The sequence below is a fragment of the Sphingobacterium sp. 18053 genome (genome assembly GCF_902706145.1).
In the GTDB taxonomy this organism is placed as follows: domain Bacteria; phylum Bacteroidota; class Bacteroidia; order Sphingobacteriales; family Sphingobacteriaceae; genus Sphingobacterium; species Sphingobacterium paramultivorum.
This window is the reverse complement of the sequence record NZ_CACSJW010000002.1, coordinates 681,668-697,313: the sequence shown is the minus strand read 5'-3', so window position 1 is coordinate 697,313 and position 15,646 is coordinate 681,668. Positions and strand designations below refer to the sequence as shown.

Below are 15,646 nucleotides of genomic sequence, written 5' to 3'. Positions count from 1 at the left end.
ATGGCACGTAAACTTTTGTTGACTCATATCGATGTTCCTGGCATCAATACCTTTGAGGTCTATCGACAAAAAGGTGGTTATGTTGCTGTTGAAAAAGTATTAAAGACAATGTCTCCTGAGGATGTTGTCGAAGAGGTTAAGAAGTCTGGATTACGTGGCCGTGGCGGAGCCGGTTTTCCTACGGGGATGAAATGGTCCTTTTTGGCCAAACCTGAGGGGGTGCCGCGCTATTTGGTCTGTAATGCCGACGAGTCTGAACCAGGGACATTCAAAGACCGTTATCTAATGACACATATTCCGCATGCACTTATTGAGGGAATGATTGTATCCAGCTTCGCTTTGGGGGCTCACACGTCTTATATCTATGTGCGTGGAGAGATGATGCCACAGATCAGAATTCTGGAGCGTGCTATTGCTGAAGCCAAGGAAAAAGGGTTTTTGGGTAAAAATATTTTGGGTTCGGGGTATGATCTAGAGATCTATGTTCAACCGGGAGGCGGAGCGTATATATGCGGTGAGGAAACGGCTTTATTAGAGTCCTTAGAAGGTAAACGAGGTAACCCACGTATTAAACCCCCTTTTCCAGCGATAGCGGGTTTATATAACTGCCCAACAGTGGTGAATAATGTGGAGTCTATTGCAACGACAGTTCCCATTATTAATTTGGGTGGTGAAGAGTATGCTAAGATCGGTGTAGAGCGTAGTACCGGAACAAAATTAATTTCCGCTAGCGGAAATATTGTAAAACCAGGGGTCTATGAGATCGAACTCGGTCTGCCCGTTGAAGAATTTATTTACTCGGACGAATATTGTGGTGGTATTGCCAATGGGAAACGAATGAAGGCTGTCGTAGCCGGAGGTTCTTCGGTGCCTATTTTACCGGCTAATCTAATCTTGAAAACTGCTGCTGGAAATAGCCGATTGATGACTTATGAGTCATTGGCTGATGGTGGCTTCCAAACTGGTACAATGCTTGGATCAGGTGGTTTCATCGTATTTGATGAGGATCAGTGCGTGGTGCGTAATACCTGGAACTTTGCGCGATTCTACCATCATGAAAGCTGTGGTCAATGCTCGCCTTGTCGTGAAGGAACGGGTTGGATGGAGAAGGTACTGCATAAGATCGAGAGCGGTCATGGTGCTATGGAAGATATTGATTTACTGTGGGACGTTCAACGAAAAATAGAAGGGAATACGATTTGCCCATTGGGGGATGCTGCGGCATGGCCTGTGGCAGCTGCAATACGACACTTTAGGGATGAATTTGAATGGCATATCCTGCATCCGGAAGAGTCACAAACAAGAAATTATGGACTGGCACATTATGCTGATCCTTTACAACCAATAGTATCATAATAGAAGCTGTAACGATAAATTAATCATATCATGGCAGAAGCGGAAGATGTAAAGTTTAAGGTCACCATCGATGGTATACCGGTAGAGGTTGCTCCTGGGACAAGCATATTAAATGCAGCGAGACAGATCGGCGGCGATATAGTCCCTCCGGCAATGTGTTACTACTCCAAACTGGAGGGAAGTGGCGGTAAATGCCGTACCTGTTTGGTAAAAGTCTCCAAGGGATCTGAAAAGGATCCAAGACCGATGCCGAAATTGGTGGCTTCTTGTCGTACAACGGTAATGGACGGTATGGAAGTACAAAATATTACTTCGCCAGAGGTGGTGGAAGCGAGAAAAGGTGTTGTTGAAATCTTATTGATTAACCATCCCTTAGATTGTCCAATCTGCGATCAGGCTGGTGAATGTAAATTGCAGGATCTTGGATATGAACACGGCAGTGCTCATACACGCTACGAATTCAATCGACGTACCTTCGAACGCATTGATTTGGGCGATAAGATCCAATTGCATATGAACCGTTGTATCTTATGTTACCGTTGTGTTTATGTCGCAAATCAGTTGACTGACCAGCGTGTACACGGTATCTTAGGACGAGGAGATCACGCCGAGATATCGACTTATATTGAAAATGTAATCGATAACGATTTCTCCGGAAATGTTATTGATGTATGTCCTGTGGGAGCTTTGACAGATAAAACCTTCCGTTTCAAGAACAGGGTATGGTTTACGAAGCCTGTCGATGCTCATCGTGATTGTCCGACATGTTCGGGTAAGGTAACCTTATGGTATAAGGGAGAAGAGGTCATTCGGGTAACTGCTCGAAAGGATGAGTTTGGTGAAGTGGAAGAGTTTATCTGTAATACCTGTCGCTTTGATCAGAAAAAAACAAGCGATTGGGTCTTAGAGGAACCGACAGAAATAGACCGACATTCCGTCATTTCTGCCAATCACTACGAGTTATTTAATCCGCCGAAAGTTGTTAAGGAGAATCCAATGCTACAGGAACAAAATCGCGAACAGTTGGCTAGAACAGAAAAATTGAAATAATCACAAATATGGAGTGGTCTTTTGTCATAGAAAAATTAATACTGGTGTCTATTGTATTCGTTATCACCTTGGTGATCGCGATGTATTCGACACTTGCGGAACGTAAAATTGCAGGCTTTATGCAAGATCGATATGGCCCCGATCGGGCCGGTATCTTCGGAATCTTACAACCTTTATGTGACGGGGGGAAGTTTTTCTTTAAAGAGGAAATTATCCCTGCGGGCGCACACAAGGTGCTCTTTATTTTGGGGCCTACAATTGCGATTATAACGGCATGTATTAGTTCAGCCGTTATTCCTTGGGGACAGGAATTGCAGATTGGAGATCGCACAATTTCTTTGCAGGTTGCGCAGGGTATCAATGTTGGGGTGTTGTATATGTTTGGTGTGATTGCACTTGGCGTATATGGTATCATGTTGGGTGGCTGGGCCTCCAATAATAAATTCTCGCTTATGGGTGCAATTCGTGCAGCGTCACAGAGTATCAGCTATGAGATTGCAATGGGATTGTCGCTTATCGCTCTGTTGATGGTGACGCGTACCTTGACACTGGAAGAAATTGTTGCTCAACAGTCTGGTTTTGTCAATTGGAATATCTGGGCACAGCCGCTGGGTTTTATCATTTTTATGGTCTGTGCTTTTGCCGAGTGTAATCGGGTTCCGTTTGATTTGCCAGAATGTGAAACGGAGCTTGTTGGTGGTTACCATACGGAGTACTCCTCCATGAAATTGGGACTCTACATGTTTTCCGAATATATTAACATGTTCGTTTCCTCTGCATTGATGGCATCACTTTATTTTGGCGGTTATAATTTCCCTTTTATGAATGATCTGGGATGGTCGGCCAATATGATCACGATCATCGGGGTGGTTGCATTCTTCATTAAAATATTGCTGTTTATCTTTTTCTTTATGTGGGTGCGTTGGACTTTACCACGTTTCCGCTACGATCAATTGATGAATCTGGGCTGGAAGATGTTGATTCCATTGGCGATTGCCAATATTGTACTTACAGGTGTATTTACATTGATTAAAGATACTTATTTCTCATAAGAAAGGACTTTTTATGCAACTAACCAATCGTAAAAAAGTAATCGAACAAAAACCGATGACATTTTCGGAAAGAATTTACTTTCCGGCTATTATCAAAGGTTTACGCATTACATTAAGGCATTTTTTCAAGAAAATTCCAACCATTAAATATCCTGAGGAAATAAGACCTTATTCGAAAAACTTCAGAGGGCAACATTCGCTCAAACGTGATGAGGAAGGGCGTGAGCGATGTACAGCCTGTGGATTATGTGCTTTGTCCTGCCCTGCAGAGGCGATTACAATGACTGCTGCCGAGCGGAAAAAAGGTGAAGAAAATCTTTACCGCGAAGAAAAATATGCGTCGGTATATGAAATCAATATGTTGCGTTGTATTTTCTGTGGTCTATGTGAAGAGGCCTGTCCGAAAGAAGCGATTTATCTGGATGGACCGCATGTGACAGCAGATTATCTCCGTAAGGATTTTATCTATGGAAAAGATAAATTGGTAGAACAAACTTTTGATATTACCAAATTAAAGAGCTAAAACAGGAAATTATGACAGTATTTTATTTTGTAGCCTTCTTGTCTATTTTCTTTGCGCTGCTGACCATTTTTACAAAAAATCCTGTACACAGTGTACTGTATCTGGTCATTACGTTTTTTACGTTTACAATACATTATATTCTTTTGAATGCACAGTTTCTGGCTGTGGTGAATTTCATCGTATATATGGGAGCCATCATGGTTTTGTTTTTATTTGTATTGATGCTGCTCAACCTGAATAAGGATACCGAACCCATGAAATCCAACTTGGTTAAGTTTATGGGGGTTATCGCCGGCTGTTGCCTATTGGTGACTTTCTTCGGTGTATACCGCGTATTTGATATTTCTAATCCCTTGACTGTTGTTAATCCAGAAATCGGGTTGGTTAAGAATCTGGGTAAGGTGTTGTTTAACGAATTTTTGCTTCCTTTTGAGTTATCATCATTATTGTTATTGACGGCAATGATTGGAGCAATATTATTAGCTAAGAAAGAACCTAAACAAATCTAATGGAAACAGTTGTTCAACAGTTACAGGGGGTGCCAATAAATCATTATCTGATTTTTTGTGCGATTATTTTCGTTATTGGTGTTATCGGTGTTCTTATTCGCCGTAACGTCATTATTATTATGATGTCTATTGAATTGATGCTGAATGCGGTGAATCTTCTTTTAGCTGCTTTTTCCGTGCAGCATGGCGATGCGTCTGGACAGGTCTTTGTCTTCTTTATCATGGCATTGGCGGCGGCAGAAGTTGCCGTAGGCCTTGCGATTATTATTATGGTATATCGGAATACGAAGTCTGTGGATATCGATTCCTTAAATAAACTTCGTTGGTAGAACTTAAGAAATAAATACGATGAGTGAATTAGTTTGGTTGATTCCCCTTTTGCCCTTAATCGGGTTTATAGTGAACGGATTGGGTAGGAATACCTTTTCCAAAGGTATGATAGGCGCTGTTGGCAGTGCTGTAGTGCTTATTTCTTTTGTATGTAGCTGCCTTCTTTTCTCCGAAGTCTACCAAGCGAGACAAGCTGGACAAGCAGGCATCATTGAACAACATGTATTTGATTGGATTGCAGTGGGCAATCTCAAGATCGGTCTGTCCTTTTTAGTAGATCCGTTAAGTGCGATTATGCTCTTAATCGTTACGGGAATTGGTTTCCTTATCCATGTCTATTCTATTGGTTATATGCATCATGATAATGGATTTGGTAAGTTCTTCGCTTATTTGAATCTCTTTATCTTTTTTATGTTGCTATTGGTATTGGGATCCAATTACCTGGTCATGTTCATAGGCTGGGAAGGTGTAGGACTATGTTCCTATTTATTGATTGGCTTTTGGTATAAGAATAGTTCGTATGCAAATGCGGCAAAAAAAGCATTTGTGATGAATAGAATAGGAGATTTAGGTTTTCTGCTTGCGGTATTTTTAATACTTGGGACTTTTGGCTCCTTAGAATTTTCGACTGTATTTCCAGCGGCCAAGAATTTTGCTGTTGGTGATATCACAGTCGTTAGCATTACCATTTTGTTATTTATTGCTGCAACAGGTAAATCGGCGCAGATACCTTTGTTTACCTGGTTGCCAGATGCCATGGCTGGCCCGACACCCGTGTCGGCCCTGATCCATGCGGCGACGATGGTTACAGCCGGTATTTATATGATTGCACGTTCCAATGTATTGTTTATTCTTTCACCGTTTACGTTGCAGCTCATTTCTGTCATAGCTATCTGTACAGCCCTGTTAGCTGCTGCGATTGCATTGACACAAAATGATATTAAGAAAGTATTGGCTTATTCCACAGTTTCACAATTGGGCTATATGTTTCTTGGCCTCGGTGTCGGAGCATTTACTGGAGCGTTTTTCCATGTATTGACTCATGCCTTTTTCAAAGCATTACTATTCTTAGGGGCCGGATCTGTTATACATGGTATGAGTGAGGAACAGGATATGCGTAAAATGGGCGGCTTGAAGAAAGCAATGCCTATTACTTATCTGACGATGTTGATGGGGACAATCGCGATTGCAGGAATTCCGCCATTCTCTGGCTTCTTCTCCAAAGACGAAATATTGGCGGGGGCTTTTGCCGCTAGTCCGGTCTTATGGGGTTTAGGTTTTATTGGTGCATTAATGACGGCATTCTATATGTTTAGGATGCTGTTTATGACCTTTTTTGGAACATTCCGTGGTACGGAAGAGCAAAAACATCATTTGCATGAATCTCCAAAGAGTATGACAATGCCACTCATTGTATTGGCTATACTTTCTGTGGTTGGAGGTGTGATCAACTTACCAGCTGTTTTGGGTGGTAATCATTGGCTTGAGGACTTCCTGGCGCCGGTGTTCTCAGAGGGAAAAGCAATAATGCCTGCAACTCATCATTTGGAACACAGTACTGAATATTTATTAATGGCTGTTTCTGTTGTTGGAGTATTGATTATGGTTGCTTTAGCCTTTAACAAGTATGTTAAACGACAACAGTTACCTGAAGCGGGAGAAGGTACCAGAAGTTTCTTGGCGAATCTATCTTACAATAAGTTTTACGTGGATGAACTTTATGATAGCATCATTGTACGTCCCATCAATTGGCTCTCGTCTTTCTTCGGGAATGTTGTGGATCAACGTGGCATTGACGGTGTTGTTAATGGTGCCGGGAAAGCAACATTTGATACAGGAAAAGTATTGCGTTTGCTCCAGAATGGTAATGTTGGTTTTTATTTATTGATGATGGTAATTGGGGTGATTGCCATTTTCATCTATGGATTGTTGAGTCTTTAATTTTGGTGTAATCGATGGATAACTTGTTTTTACTTATTTTATTGCCGTTAATAAGCGCATTGATTCTAACGTTTTTAAAGACCAATGCTGCAAAGTCTATTGCCTTGATTTTATCATTACTGTCTTTGGCTTTGACTATTCCTTTCCTTTGTACTTTTGACGCAAATGGCGGAATGCAATTTGAACAAAATTGGCTATGGATTTCTTCATTGCATATTCATTTTCATATCGGCGTTGATGGAATTAGCTTGCCGCTGATATTATTGACGAATGGACTGATGCCTTTAATTATTGCTACAACCTTTAAGAAGGATTATAAAGGAAACTTTTATGCATTAATGGCTTTTATGCAAGCGGGCTTATTGCTCGTATTTATGGCCTTGGATGCGTTTACTTTTTATGTGGGTTGGGAGATTGCCTTGATTCCGATTTATTTTATTTGTGCACTTTGGGGTGAAGGAGATCGTATTCGCGTAAATTTGAAATTCTTTATTTATACTTTTTTGGGGAGCCTTTTGATGTTGATCGGTATTCTTTATCTCTATCAACAAGTACCCAATCGTGATTTTGAATGGACTTCATTTATAGCATTAGATTTGGGGGAAAATACGCAGAGATGGTTATTTTGGGCTTTTTTTGTTGCTTTCGCCATCAAAATACCAATTTTTCCTTTTCATACCTGGCAACCCAATACGTATACAAACGCACCTGCAGCAGGTACGATGTTGTTGGCGGGTATCATGCTCAAAATGGGGGTTTATGGTTTAATGCGTTGGCTATTGCCTATTGCACCGGCTGGTGTTGCTCTATACGGACATTTTGCAATGATCTTATGCGTTATTGGGATCGTTTATGCTTCCATTATTGCAATTAAACAAGATGATGTGAAGCGATTGATCGCATATTCATCAATAGCCCACGTTGGCTTAATTAGTGCTGGTGTCTTCACATGGAATACGAATGGCCTGAGTGGAGCAACTATTCAAATGTTAAATCACGGTATTTCTGTGATAGGGCTTTTTTATGTGTTGGATATTATACAGCAACGCACACAGACACGTAGTCTCACTGAGCTCGGCGGAATAGCAAGCAAGGCGCCTCGGTTGGCCATCTTCTTTATGATTATTTGTATGGGAGCAGTGGGGTTACCATTAACGAATGGATTTATTGGTGAGTTTTTATTATTGAAAGGCGTCTTTCAATATGGATTTTGGTTTGCGGTTTTCGCGGGTTTAACCTTAATTCTGGGTGCAGTTTATATCCTTAGGCTTTATCAAGGAACGATGCTGGGAGAAACGACCGAAAGAACTATACAATTTGAAGATATAAAAGGAACGGAACTTATTGTATTGACAGTGGTCTCCGTATTGATCCTTTATATTGGTATATTCCCTAATTTCCTATTGAACCTTTCTGCAGGTTCTGTGGAAGTTTTAAGTACATTTTTAGGCAGATAATAGATATATTTAATTGTATGGGTGCAATAATTACACTTTCGATATTAGCATTAGTCGTCCTTTATCTTGGTTTATTCAAGATGAAATCTATGCTGCTGCCTGTTTCTATTCTTGGCTTCTTGGTCGCTATTGGTTTCTTATGGAATGACTGGACTTCTACCAGCGGACCTCTCTATAGTGGGATGGTTCATTTTGATCATTATGCTATTGCTTTCTCGATCTTATGTATCGCGGTTACCTTGTGCATCTTTGTAATATCAAAGGGATATTTCGATGAGGAGGGACAAATTGCGGAGTATTATTCGTTATTGATTTTCTCCCTCACAGGTGCTGTTCTTGTGAATAGTTATCATAATTTTTCAATGCTTTTTTTAGGTATTGAAATTATGTCTGTAGCGCTTTATATTTTGGTCGGTATACGTAAAAGAGACAAAGCATCAAATGAAGCGGCATTAAAGTACTTTTTGATGGGAGCTTTCTCTACCGGGTTTCTGCTGTTTGGTATTGCCCTGTTATACGGTGCTACAGGATCATTTGATTTAGGTGAAATCAAAGACTATGTTGTCAATAACCCGCAGGCAATTTCGCCTTTGTTTTATGGAGGTATATTGCTCCTCATTGTGGGACTGACGTTCAAGGTGGGGGCTGTTCCCTTTCATTTCTGGACACCAGATGTTTATGATGGAGCTCCGATACTGATTACGAGTTATATGAGTACGGTCGTTAAAGTTGCTTCTTTTGCTGGATTGTTACGTTTATTCAGTTATAGTCTATTGCCTTTACAAGATTTTTGGACTCCGGTTTTCTTAGTGATCGCCATTCTTACCTTATTTGTTGGAAATATTTCTGCATTAATGCAGTCTTCCTTCAAACGCATGCTTGCCTATTCAAGTGTTTCGCATGCTGGGTATATGTTATTTGCGATTGTAGCAGTTGGGGCTACTTCGGCTAATAGTATCTTTGCTTATGGCCTTGCCTATTCACTGGCAACCATTGTTGCCTTTACGGGATTGATCCTTGTCAAGAAAACGACTGGCTCCGAGCATTTTGAAGCTTTTAATGGCTTGGGCAAACGAAATCCTTTGCTCGCATTTGCCATCACGATAGCCATGCTTTCTCTTGCGGGAATACCACTGACAGCTGGATTTATCGGTAAGTTTATGATGTTTTCTTCTGTTATGGAAAATTATCATATTGTTTTGCTCGTATTGGCGGTAATCAATGCAGGCATTGCCGTGTATTACTACTTAAAAGTTGTCGTTGCGATGTACTTTAGAGACAGTGACGAATCCTGTGTCAATGTGCAGTGGAATTATTCATTGGTATTATTCCTTGCCGTAATGCTTACAATCTTAATTGGGGTATATCCAGACTGCCTTTTAAAATTAATATAAAGTTTCTGTTAAAATACTTGTTGTTTATTAGAGCATGGCGATTTCGCTGTGCTTTTTTTATTTTTATTGGTATAACTCTTGCATACAAATTGTATATTGTAAAAAAGAAATCCTATCAAATTGCAGATGGCGTTTAAAGTGTGTGTTAAATCTTTTTCGATTCATGTTTTATGTGTGTTACTTTTCTTCGTTATCTGCGGACAAGTAATTGCACAGGACTTTATTCGTGGAAAGGTTGTTGATGCACAAACAGGCAAGGGCATTTCAAGGGTTTCAATCAACTGGCTTGGGGAAGATAGTGGTGGTAGTAGTGATACCCTTGGGTATTTTAAGATTCTAGATATCAAGAAATACAGACAACTTGTATTTGGAGCAGTGGGGTATGAGCGGCGGACGGTGGATGTTCGTCGTTTACAAGATTCTATGCTGACGGTGCATTTAATTGCCTCGAATAATACATTAGAGGAGGTCGTGGTCAATCGAAAAAACAAAAAGCCTAAAGATCCAGCTATTGCACTGATCGAACAGGTGATAGCGCATCGACCACAAAATCATTATACCCGAATACCTGAAATTCGTTTTGACGAATACGAGAAGACGCAATTTGGTTTTGTCAATCCTGAGGATAAAGCGAAAAAATTTCCGAAACCATTCCGATTCCTCTTTGAAAATGTCGATTCTACAGCTTTTCGGGGGCAGACCATAGCACCCTTTTATTTGGAAGAAAACTATGCTAATATCTATTCGTCCCATAATCCAGATCGGAGTAAGAAGATTGTCATTAGCCACAATCAGACCGAATTAAATCCACGTTTTTTTAACAATGATAATTGGCAGACACGGTTTCAGACGATACTCCGTGATGTTGATCTCTATGATAATACAATTCAGATCACAAACAAAGGGGTCTTAAGCCCTATTGCAGCCGGTGCCACGGCATTTTATAAATACAAAATTCAAGATACGATTAAGATAGAGGGGAAGGATTATATTGAGCTCCATTTTGAAGGTAAATCGGAAATTGATCTGCTCTTCTATGGTGATCTACTAATCTCAGATGATACAAGGTATGCCGTTCATCGCGCGACATTGAATATCGGACGTACTGCAAATATCAATTGGATAAATGACGTGCAGATAGATCTCAGCTATAGCGAATTTAAAAACGGTAGCATGCTTCCCGTTCATGCAGACCTGAAAATGTTATTTGGCGGGAGCAAGTCGGATGTATTGTATGGGCGCAGGGAAACCCAATACTTAGGACATCGCACCGATTCTATTTCGAATGAGAATTTTGCGGGTGTACCTGTTGAAAAAAGGTATCTCCTCCAGTCCGCACCGCATGTACCCATAGGAGGGGTCAGACCAAGCCCATTAAGCCATGCTGAATTAGGGGCATATCAAAAAGTTGATTCGGTACAGAATATGCGTTCTTTTAATCAGTTAGTAGCATTGGGCTATTTATTGGCAAAGGGGTATTATAATGCCGGGAAAGTTGAGTTTGGTCCTCTGGAATATCTTTATAGCCGTAATAATTACGAAGGGAATCGTTTTAGGATGAGTGGTCGAACAACACGGTTGTTTTCGGAAAAGGCCTACATTGAAGGATACACAGCCTATGGCGATAAAGACAAAGCGCTAAAATACTACTTGAGTACGGCATTTACTTTAAATGGAGAACGTATTGTTCAGTTTCCGGCAAATTATTTGCGCTTTACCGTACAGCACGACGTTATGGAACCGGGGCGAGGTTTGGGTTTTTTAAAAGGAGATGGTTTCTTCCGTTCTTTTGGGAAAAACAGACCGAATAAATGGCAGTTTAATGATATCTATCGTATCGATCATCTGATCGAATTTGGGAACCATATTAGTGTAGGAACGGCATTTACACATACCCGCAGACAACCTCGCGGTGATTTGTTTTATATCAATAGTCTACCTTTACCGGATACAATCCGCCAAGTAAATACAAATGATCTACAGCTAATTTTGCGTTGGGCTCCGAATGAAGAATTTACTTATCATAATCTCGACAGGGGAACAGTAGAAAATAAATATCCCATTTTTACCCTGCAATATAATAAAGGCCTGAAAGGATTTTGGGGGGCAGATTATAGTTATGATGCGTTGCGGTTCAGTGTGTTCAAACGATTGTTCTTATCGCCAGCAGGACAGGCTGATTTTGAATTCTCAGGCGGGAGAATTTGGGGGAAACACCTGCCTTATACCTTACTGGAACTTCCAGAAGTCACTAAAGATAAGCAGGGCCCGTTGGTGAATTTTGACTTGATGGCTACCTCGGAATTTGTTTCAGACCAGTTTTTGAAATTGACTTATTACCACAATTGGAATGGTTTCTTTTTTAATAGAATTCCTTTGTTCAGACGGTTAAAGTGGCGTGAAGTAACAGGATTCAAGGCGTTTTATGGAAAGTTAAGCGATGCCAACAATCCCTTTGTTACGCCCGAAAATATTCAGTTTGAAGCGGACAAGGATGGTATTATTCAAACAAAAGCAGTGCGAAATAAACCTTATGTAGAAGGACTTGTGGGGGTGGATAATATCTTTAAATTGATTAGATTAGAGTATAAAAAGAGATTAAGCTATAAAGGCGGAGAAGGAGTTCCTTCTGATACTTTTACGGCATCCTTACATTTTAATTTTTAGCAATTATGGTTCAATATTCAAATTTAAAGTATGCCATTAAAGATAGTATTGGCTATGTCATCATTAATCGCGAGCCGCAACTGAATGCCTTAAATCAGGAAACGCTTGATGAATTGCAAGATATCTTCAAACATTTCAATTCCGATGATCATGTAAGGGGTATTATCCTGACTGGCGCCGGACATAAAGCATTTGCCGCGGGCGCGGATATCAAGGAATTTATGGATTTGTCTGTGATTCAGGCGCGATGGCTTAGTGAAAGAGGGCATATTATCTTTACGGATCTTATCGAAGGTTCTCCTAAGCCAGTTATTGCTGCTATAAATGGATATGCTTTAGGCGGAGGGCTGGAGATGGCTTTAGCTTGCCATATCCGTATAGCTTCTGAAAATGCCAAAATGGGACTTCCGGAGGTTTCTTTAGGCCTGATTCCGGGTTACGGAGGTACGCAGCGTTTGCCCAAATTGATCGGAAAAGGGCAGGCTATGCAAATGATTTTAACGGGCGATATGATTGATGCGCAGCGAGCTTATGAACTAGGACTGGTCAATGAGGTGATCGCACAGGATAAACTAATTGCCCGAGCGGAGGAAATACTCCAAAAGATATTTACGCGCTCGCGCGTTGCAGTGGCAAATGCTATTGCAGCTATTAATGCTGCTGAGGATAGACAACAAAACGGAAATAAGTTGGAAATGGATGCCTTCGGACATTTGTTCGGGACAGAAGATTTCAAAGAAGGTGTTTCAGCATTTTTAGGGAAAAGGACACCCAATTTTGAATAATGCCGCAATACTTCGCTAAACGCTATACCTTGTGTATTGGCAGGTTTGAGTGTCGATGAAGAGTGAGAGATAGCCAAGAAAAGATGTTCGAATGGAGAGCTAATCGTTTATAACCAATCGTTTAGAGGTGACTGGTCTAGATGGCATATGAATCCGAAGGGTTTAACCGACTTTATTTTTGATATTTTTTGCGATATTCTTGTGGCGACATTTTCATTTCTCGTGTAAACGCTTTTGAAAAATGAAAGGGATCATAAAAGTGGAGTTTGAATGCGATTTCTTTAATCTTAAGTAGTGTAAATTGTAGGTAAGAGCAAGCTCTTTGCATACGGAGTTGATTGTAATATACCATGGGTGGGTAAGACGTTTTCTGCTTGAACAAGTTTATAAGATGTGATTTGGAGTAGCTGAAATGTGCTGAAATATCATCCAGATTGATATCGTTCTCCAGGTTGTCTTTCATAAATATGATGATGTCCTGTATAATATTGTCTACTTGAATTCGGTTACTTTCTCTAAACTGTGCCTGATATTGAATGGAAGCTAAAAAATATTGGAAGCAAAAACTCGTATACTCCAAATTTTCTGGACTGTATCCCATTTCGAGGTTTTTGTAGATGCTTTCGAAGAGTTGGATGCGGTTGGCATGTTTGTTTGAATCCGCGTCATCTATATGAATCACTTCGCCCATGATATGTTTAAAAAGAGCCGCATCTGTCCCGATGAAATGAATCCAATAGATGCTCCAGGGATCATTTGATTTTGCTCCATAGCAATGTGCACTATCTCTCGGTATTATAAATACATCGTTTCTTTTAAGGTTGTGCGTTGTTTCATCCTGTTTTATCCAACCACTTCCTTCTTCGCAATAAATCAGAATATATTCCTTACATCCTTCTTGACGATCACGGTAGTGTTTTTTTGCATTGGGATAATAGCCGATATGTGTGATGTGTAATTTTGATGTAATGCTATTGTCTGCCAGGTAATTGCAGACGGCATAGGGAAGGACAATCGCCTTTTCTCCTTTGAATCCTTCAGCGATGACATCTTGGTTTTGTTTCATAAATCGAGCTTGTTTTTGGTTATCCTTATAAAAATAGTAATATTTTACATGTTTATCGTGTTCACTTACATGATTCTCCCCAAGTAATCCATTACTTTTACCTAAGTAAATCTAAATATGTAAACTCTTATGCAAAAGACTGCGACGACCTATCTGCTATTGATCACTTTTGTGGCTGCTATTGGTGGATTTCTATTTGGATATGATTGGGTAGTTATTGGAGGTGCGAAACCATTTTATGAGGCTTATTTTCATTTGAAATCCGATCCTGCATTGCAAGGATGGGCCATGTCTTCGGCGATTGTGGGAAGCTTTGTTGGTGTACTGCTCTCGGGGGGATTGGCAGATCGCTTTGGTAGAAAACCACTGATTTATACAGCTGCAATTTTATTTATAATTTCTGCATTGGGAACCGGCATGGCGTCCGAACTTGACACCTTTATTATTTATCGGATTTTGGGCGGGATAGGTATTGGTGTAGCCTCCAATTTGGCTCCGATGTATATCGCGGAAATCGCCCCTGCAGAAAGTCGGGGAAAATTTGTATCAGTCAATCAATTAACCATTGTACTGGGCATACTTACAGCACAGGTGGTTAATTGGCTCATTGCTAAGCCGGTTTTAGCTGGAGAATCTATTCTAGAAACCTGGAATGGGCAAGAGGGTTGGAGGTGGATGTTTTGGGCAGGTGCGATCCCAGCGGTCTTTTTTTTGGTATTACTTTTCCTGATTCCCGAAAGTCCCCGTTGGTTGTATTCGAAAGGGAAGCACGAACAGGCAAAGCGCGTGTTTTTACGCATGGGTGGAGATGAATATGCAGCAGAAAATATACGATCTATTGCCGAGGCGGCTGAGCTAAGTCAGGGTAAAGCTCGAAAAAGAAATTTATTTCAGGGCAAGTTGCTGCGCTTGTTGTTGCTAGGGAGTTTTATTGCGGTCTTTCAGCAGTGGTGTGGGATTAATGTTATTTTTAATTACGCCCAAGAAATTTTTACGGCTGCTGGATATACAGTTTCGGGGATGCTTTTCAATATTATTATCACTGGAGTGATCAATGTAATTTTTACATTCATCGGCATGTATCTGGTCGATCGAATTGGTCGTCGTGCATTGATGCTCTTCGGATCGGCAGGGCTTTTTGTGATTTATATTGCCTTAGGAGCTTGTTATTATTTCAATTGCAGTGGAATTTTCGTGCTTCTGCTTGTGTTAGCCGGAATTGCGGTGTATGCAATGACCTTGGCACCTGTTACTTGGGTAATCATCGCCGAAATATTCCCTACCGCTGTAAGGGCGCAGGCCATGGCGATTGCGACATCGTTATTATGGATTGCATGTTTTGTGCTCACTTATACTTTTCCTTTACTGAATCAAAATCTGGGCGCAGCTGGTACATTCTGGCTGTATGGTGGAGTCTGTTTTATTGGCTATCTGTTTCTGTGGAGCCGACTGAAAGAGACCAAAGGAAAAAGCTTAGAAGAAATTGAACAAGAACTGGAAGGATAATTGGCACCAG

13 protein-coding genes are annotated in these 15,646 nt (G+C 40.6%); 12 read left to right on the top strand and 1 reads right to left on the bottom strand.

Features of this window, described 5'->3' with window-relative positions:
* From nuoF to GVK91_RS06750, 11 genes are all read left to right on the top strand, one after another.
* Positions 1-1,356 carry an NADH-quinone oxidoreductase subunit NuoF gene (gene nuoF / locus GVK91_RS06800; RefSeq protein WP_153844502.1) on the top strand — a complete coding sequence of 452 codons (1,356 nt, stop codon included), beginning with the start codon at positions 1-3 and terminating at the stop codon, positions 1,354-1,356.
* A gap of 30 nt (positions 1,357-1,386) precedes the next feature.
* Positions 1,387-2,406, top strand: a complete 1,020-nt coding sequence (locus GVK91_RS06795) for a 2Fe-2S iron-sulfur cluster-binding protein (protein WP_153844501.1) — start codon at positions 1,387-1,389, stop codon at positions 2,404-2,406.
* Positions 2,407-2,414: 8 nt separating this feature from the next.
* Entirely contained in the window at positions 2,415-3,458 is a 1,044-nt protein-coding gene (gene nuoH, locus GVK91_RS06790; RefSeq protein WP_153844500.1) for an NADH-quinone oxidoreductase subunit NuoH, read from the top strand.
* A gap of 13 nt (positions 3,459-3,471) precedes the next feature.
* On the top strand, positions 3,472-3,981 hold the full coding sequence (locus GVK91_RS06785) for an NADH-quinone oxidoreductase subunit I (protein WP_159727572.1): 510 nt from the start codon (positions 3,472-3,474) through the stop codon (positions 3,979-3,981).
* A gap of 11 nt (positions 3,982-3,992) precedes the next feature.
* Positions 3,993-4,490, top strand: a complete 498-nt coding sequence (locus GVK91_RS06780) for an NADH-quinone oxidoreductase subunit J (protein WP_046673083.1) — start codon at positions 3,993-3,995, stop codon at positions 4,488-4,490.
* Positions 4,490-4,819 (top strand): NADH-quinone oxidoreductase subunit NuoK, encoded by a 330-nt coding sequence (gene nuoK / locus GVK91_RS06775; RefSeq protein ID WP_153844499.1) that lies wholly within the window; start codon positions 4,490-4,492, stop codon positions 4,817-4,819. The genes GVK91_RS06780 and nuoK overlap by 1 nt, the downstream gene beginning before the upstream one ends.
* A gap of 19 nt (positions 4,820-4,838) precedes the next feature.
* The gene (nuoL, locus tag GVK91_RS06770; protein WP_159727570.1) at positions 4,839-6,761 is read left to right on the top strand and encodes an NADH-quinone oxidoreductase subunit L; all 1,923 of its coding nucleotides are present in this window, start codon (positions 4,839-4,841) and stop codon (positions 6,759-6,761) included.
* A 14-nt stretch (positions 6,762-6,775) separates the two neighbouring features.
* A complete protein-coding gene (locus GVK91_RS06765) occupies positions 6,776-8,218 on the top strand; it encodes a NuoM family protein (protein WP_159727568.1) in 1,443 nt (480 codons plus the stop codon).
* Positions 8,219-8,235: 17 nt separating this feature from the next.
* On the top strand, positions 8,236-9,612 hold the full coding sequence (locus tag GVK91_RS06760) for an NADH-quinone oxidoreductase subunit N (RefSeq protein ID WP_153844496.1): 1,377 nt from the start codon (positions 8,236-8,238) through the stop codon (positions 9,610-9,612).
* 126 nt (positions 9,613-9,738) lie between these two features.
* Positions 9,739-12,279: a DUF5686 family protein gene (locus GVK91_RS06755; protein ID WP_153844495.1), complete on the top strand. Its 2,541-nt coding sequence runs from the start codon at positions 9,739-9,741 to the stop codon at positions 12,277-12,279.
* Between the two features lie 5 nt (positions 12,280-12,284).
* Positions 12,285-13,064, top strand: a complete 780-nt coding sequence (locus tag GVK91_RS06750) for an enoyl-CoA hydratase/isomerase family protein (protein WP_153844494.1) — start codon at positions 12,285-12,287, stop codon at positions 13,062-13,064.
* A gap of 172 nt (positions 13,065-13,236) precedes the next feature.
* Here the strand turns inward: GVK91_RS06750 and GVK91_RS06745 are convergent, their stop codons facing one another.
* A complete protein-coding gene (locus GVK91_RS06745; RefSeq protein WP_153844493.1) occupies positions 13,237-14,130 on the bottom strand; it encodes an AraC family transcriptional regulator in 894 nt (297 codons plus the stop codon).
* Between the two features lie 129 nt (positions 14,131-14,259).
* Between GVK91_RS06745 and GVK91_RS06740 the strand changes: the two genes are divergently transcribed.
* Positions 14,260-15,636 carry a sugar porter family MFS transporter gene (locus GVK91_RS06740; RefSeq protein WP_159727565.1) on the top strand — a complete coding sequence of 459 codons (1,377 nt, stop codon included), beginning with the start codon at positions 14,260-14,262 and terminating at the stop codon, positions 15,634-15,636.
* The last annotated feature ends 10 nt before the right edge of the window (positions 15,637-15,646 follow it).

Coding starts and splice junctions, on each gene's coding strand:
- nuoF (WP_153844502.1), top strand. CDS start 1: ATGGCACGTAAACTTTTGTTGACTCATATCGATGTTCCTGGCATCAAT.
- GVK91_RS06795 (WP_153844501.1), top strand. CDS start 1,387: ATGGCAGAAGCGGAAGATGTAAAGTTTAAGGTCACCATCGATGGTATA.
- nuoH (WP_153844500.1), top strand. CDS start 2,415: ATGGAGTGGTCTTTTGTCATAGAAAAATTAATACTGGTGTCTATTGTA.
- GVK91_RS06785 (WP_159727572.1), top strand. CDS start 3,472: ATGCAACTAACCAATCGTAAAAAAGTAATCGAACAAAAACCGATGACA.
- GVK91_RS06780 (WP_046673083.1), top strand. CDS start 3,993: ATGACAGTATTTTATTTTGTAGCCTTCTTGTCTATTTTCTTTGCGCTG.
- nuoK (WP_153844499.1), top strand. CDS start 4,490: ATGGAAACAGTTGTTCAACAGTTACAGGGGGTGCCAATAAATCATTAT.
- nuoL (WP_159727570.1), top strand. CDS start 4,839: ATGAGTGAATTAGTTTGGTTGATTCCCCTTTTGCCCTTAATCGGGTTT.
- GVK91_RS06765 (WP_159727568.1), top strand. CDS start 6,776: ATGGATAACTTGTTTTTACTTATTTTATTGCCGTTAATAAGCGCATTG.
- GVK91_RS06760 (WP_153844496.1), top strand. CDS start 8,236: ATGGGTGCAATAATTACACTTTCGATATTAGCATTAGTCGTCCTTTAT.
- GVK91_RS06755 (WP_153844495.1), top strand. CDS start 9,739: ATGGCGTTTAAAGTGTGTGTTAAATCTTTTTCGATTCATGTTTTATGT.
- GVK91_RS06750 (WP_153844494.1), top strand. CDS start 12,285: ATGGTTCAATATTCAAATTTAAAGTATGCCATTAAAGATAGTATTGGC.
- GVK91_RS06745 (WP_153844493.1), bottom strand. CDS start 14,130: ATGAAACAAAACCAAGATGTCATCGCTGAAGGATTCAAAGGAGAAAAG.
- GVK91_RS06740 (WP_159727565.1), top strand. CDS start 14,260: ATGCAAAAGACTGCGACGACCTATCTGCTATTGATCACTTTTGTGGCT.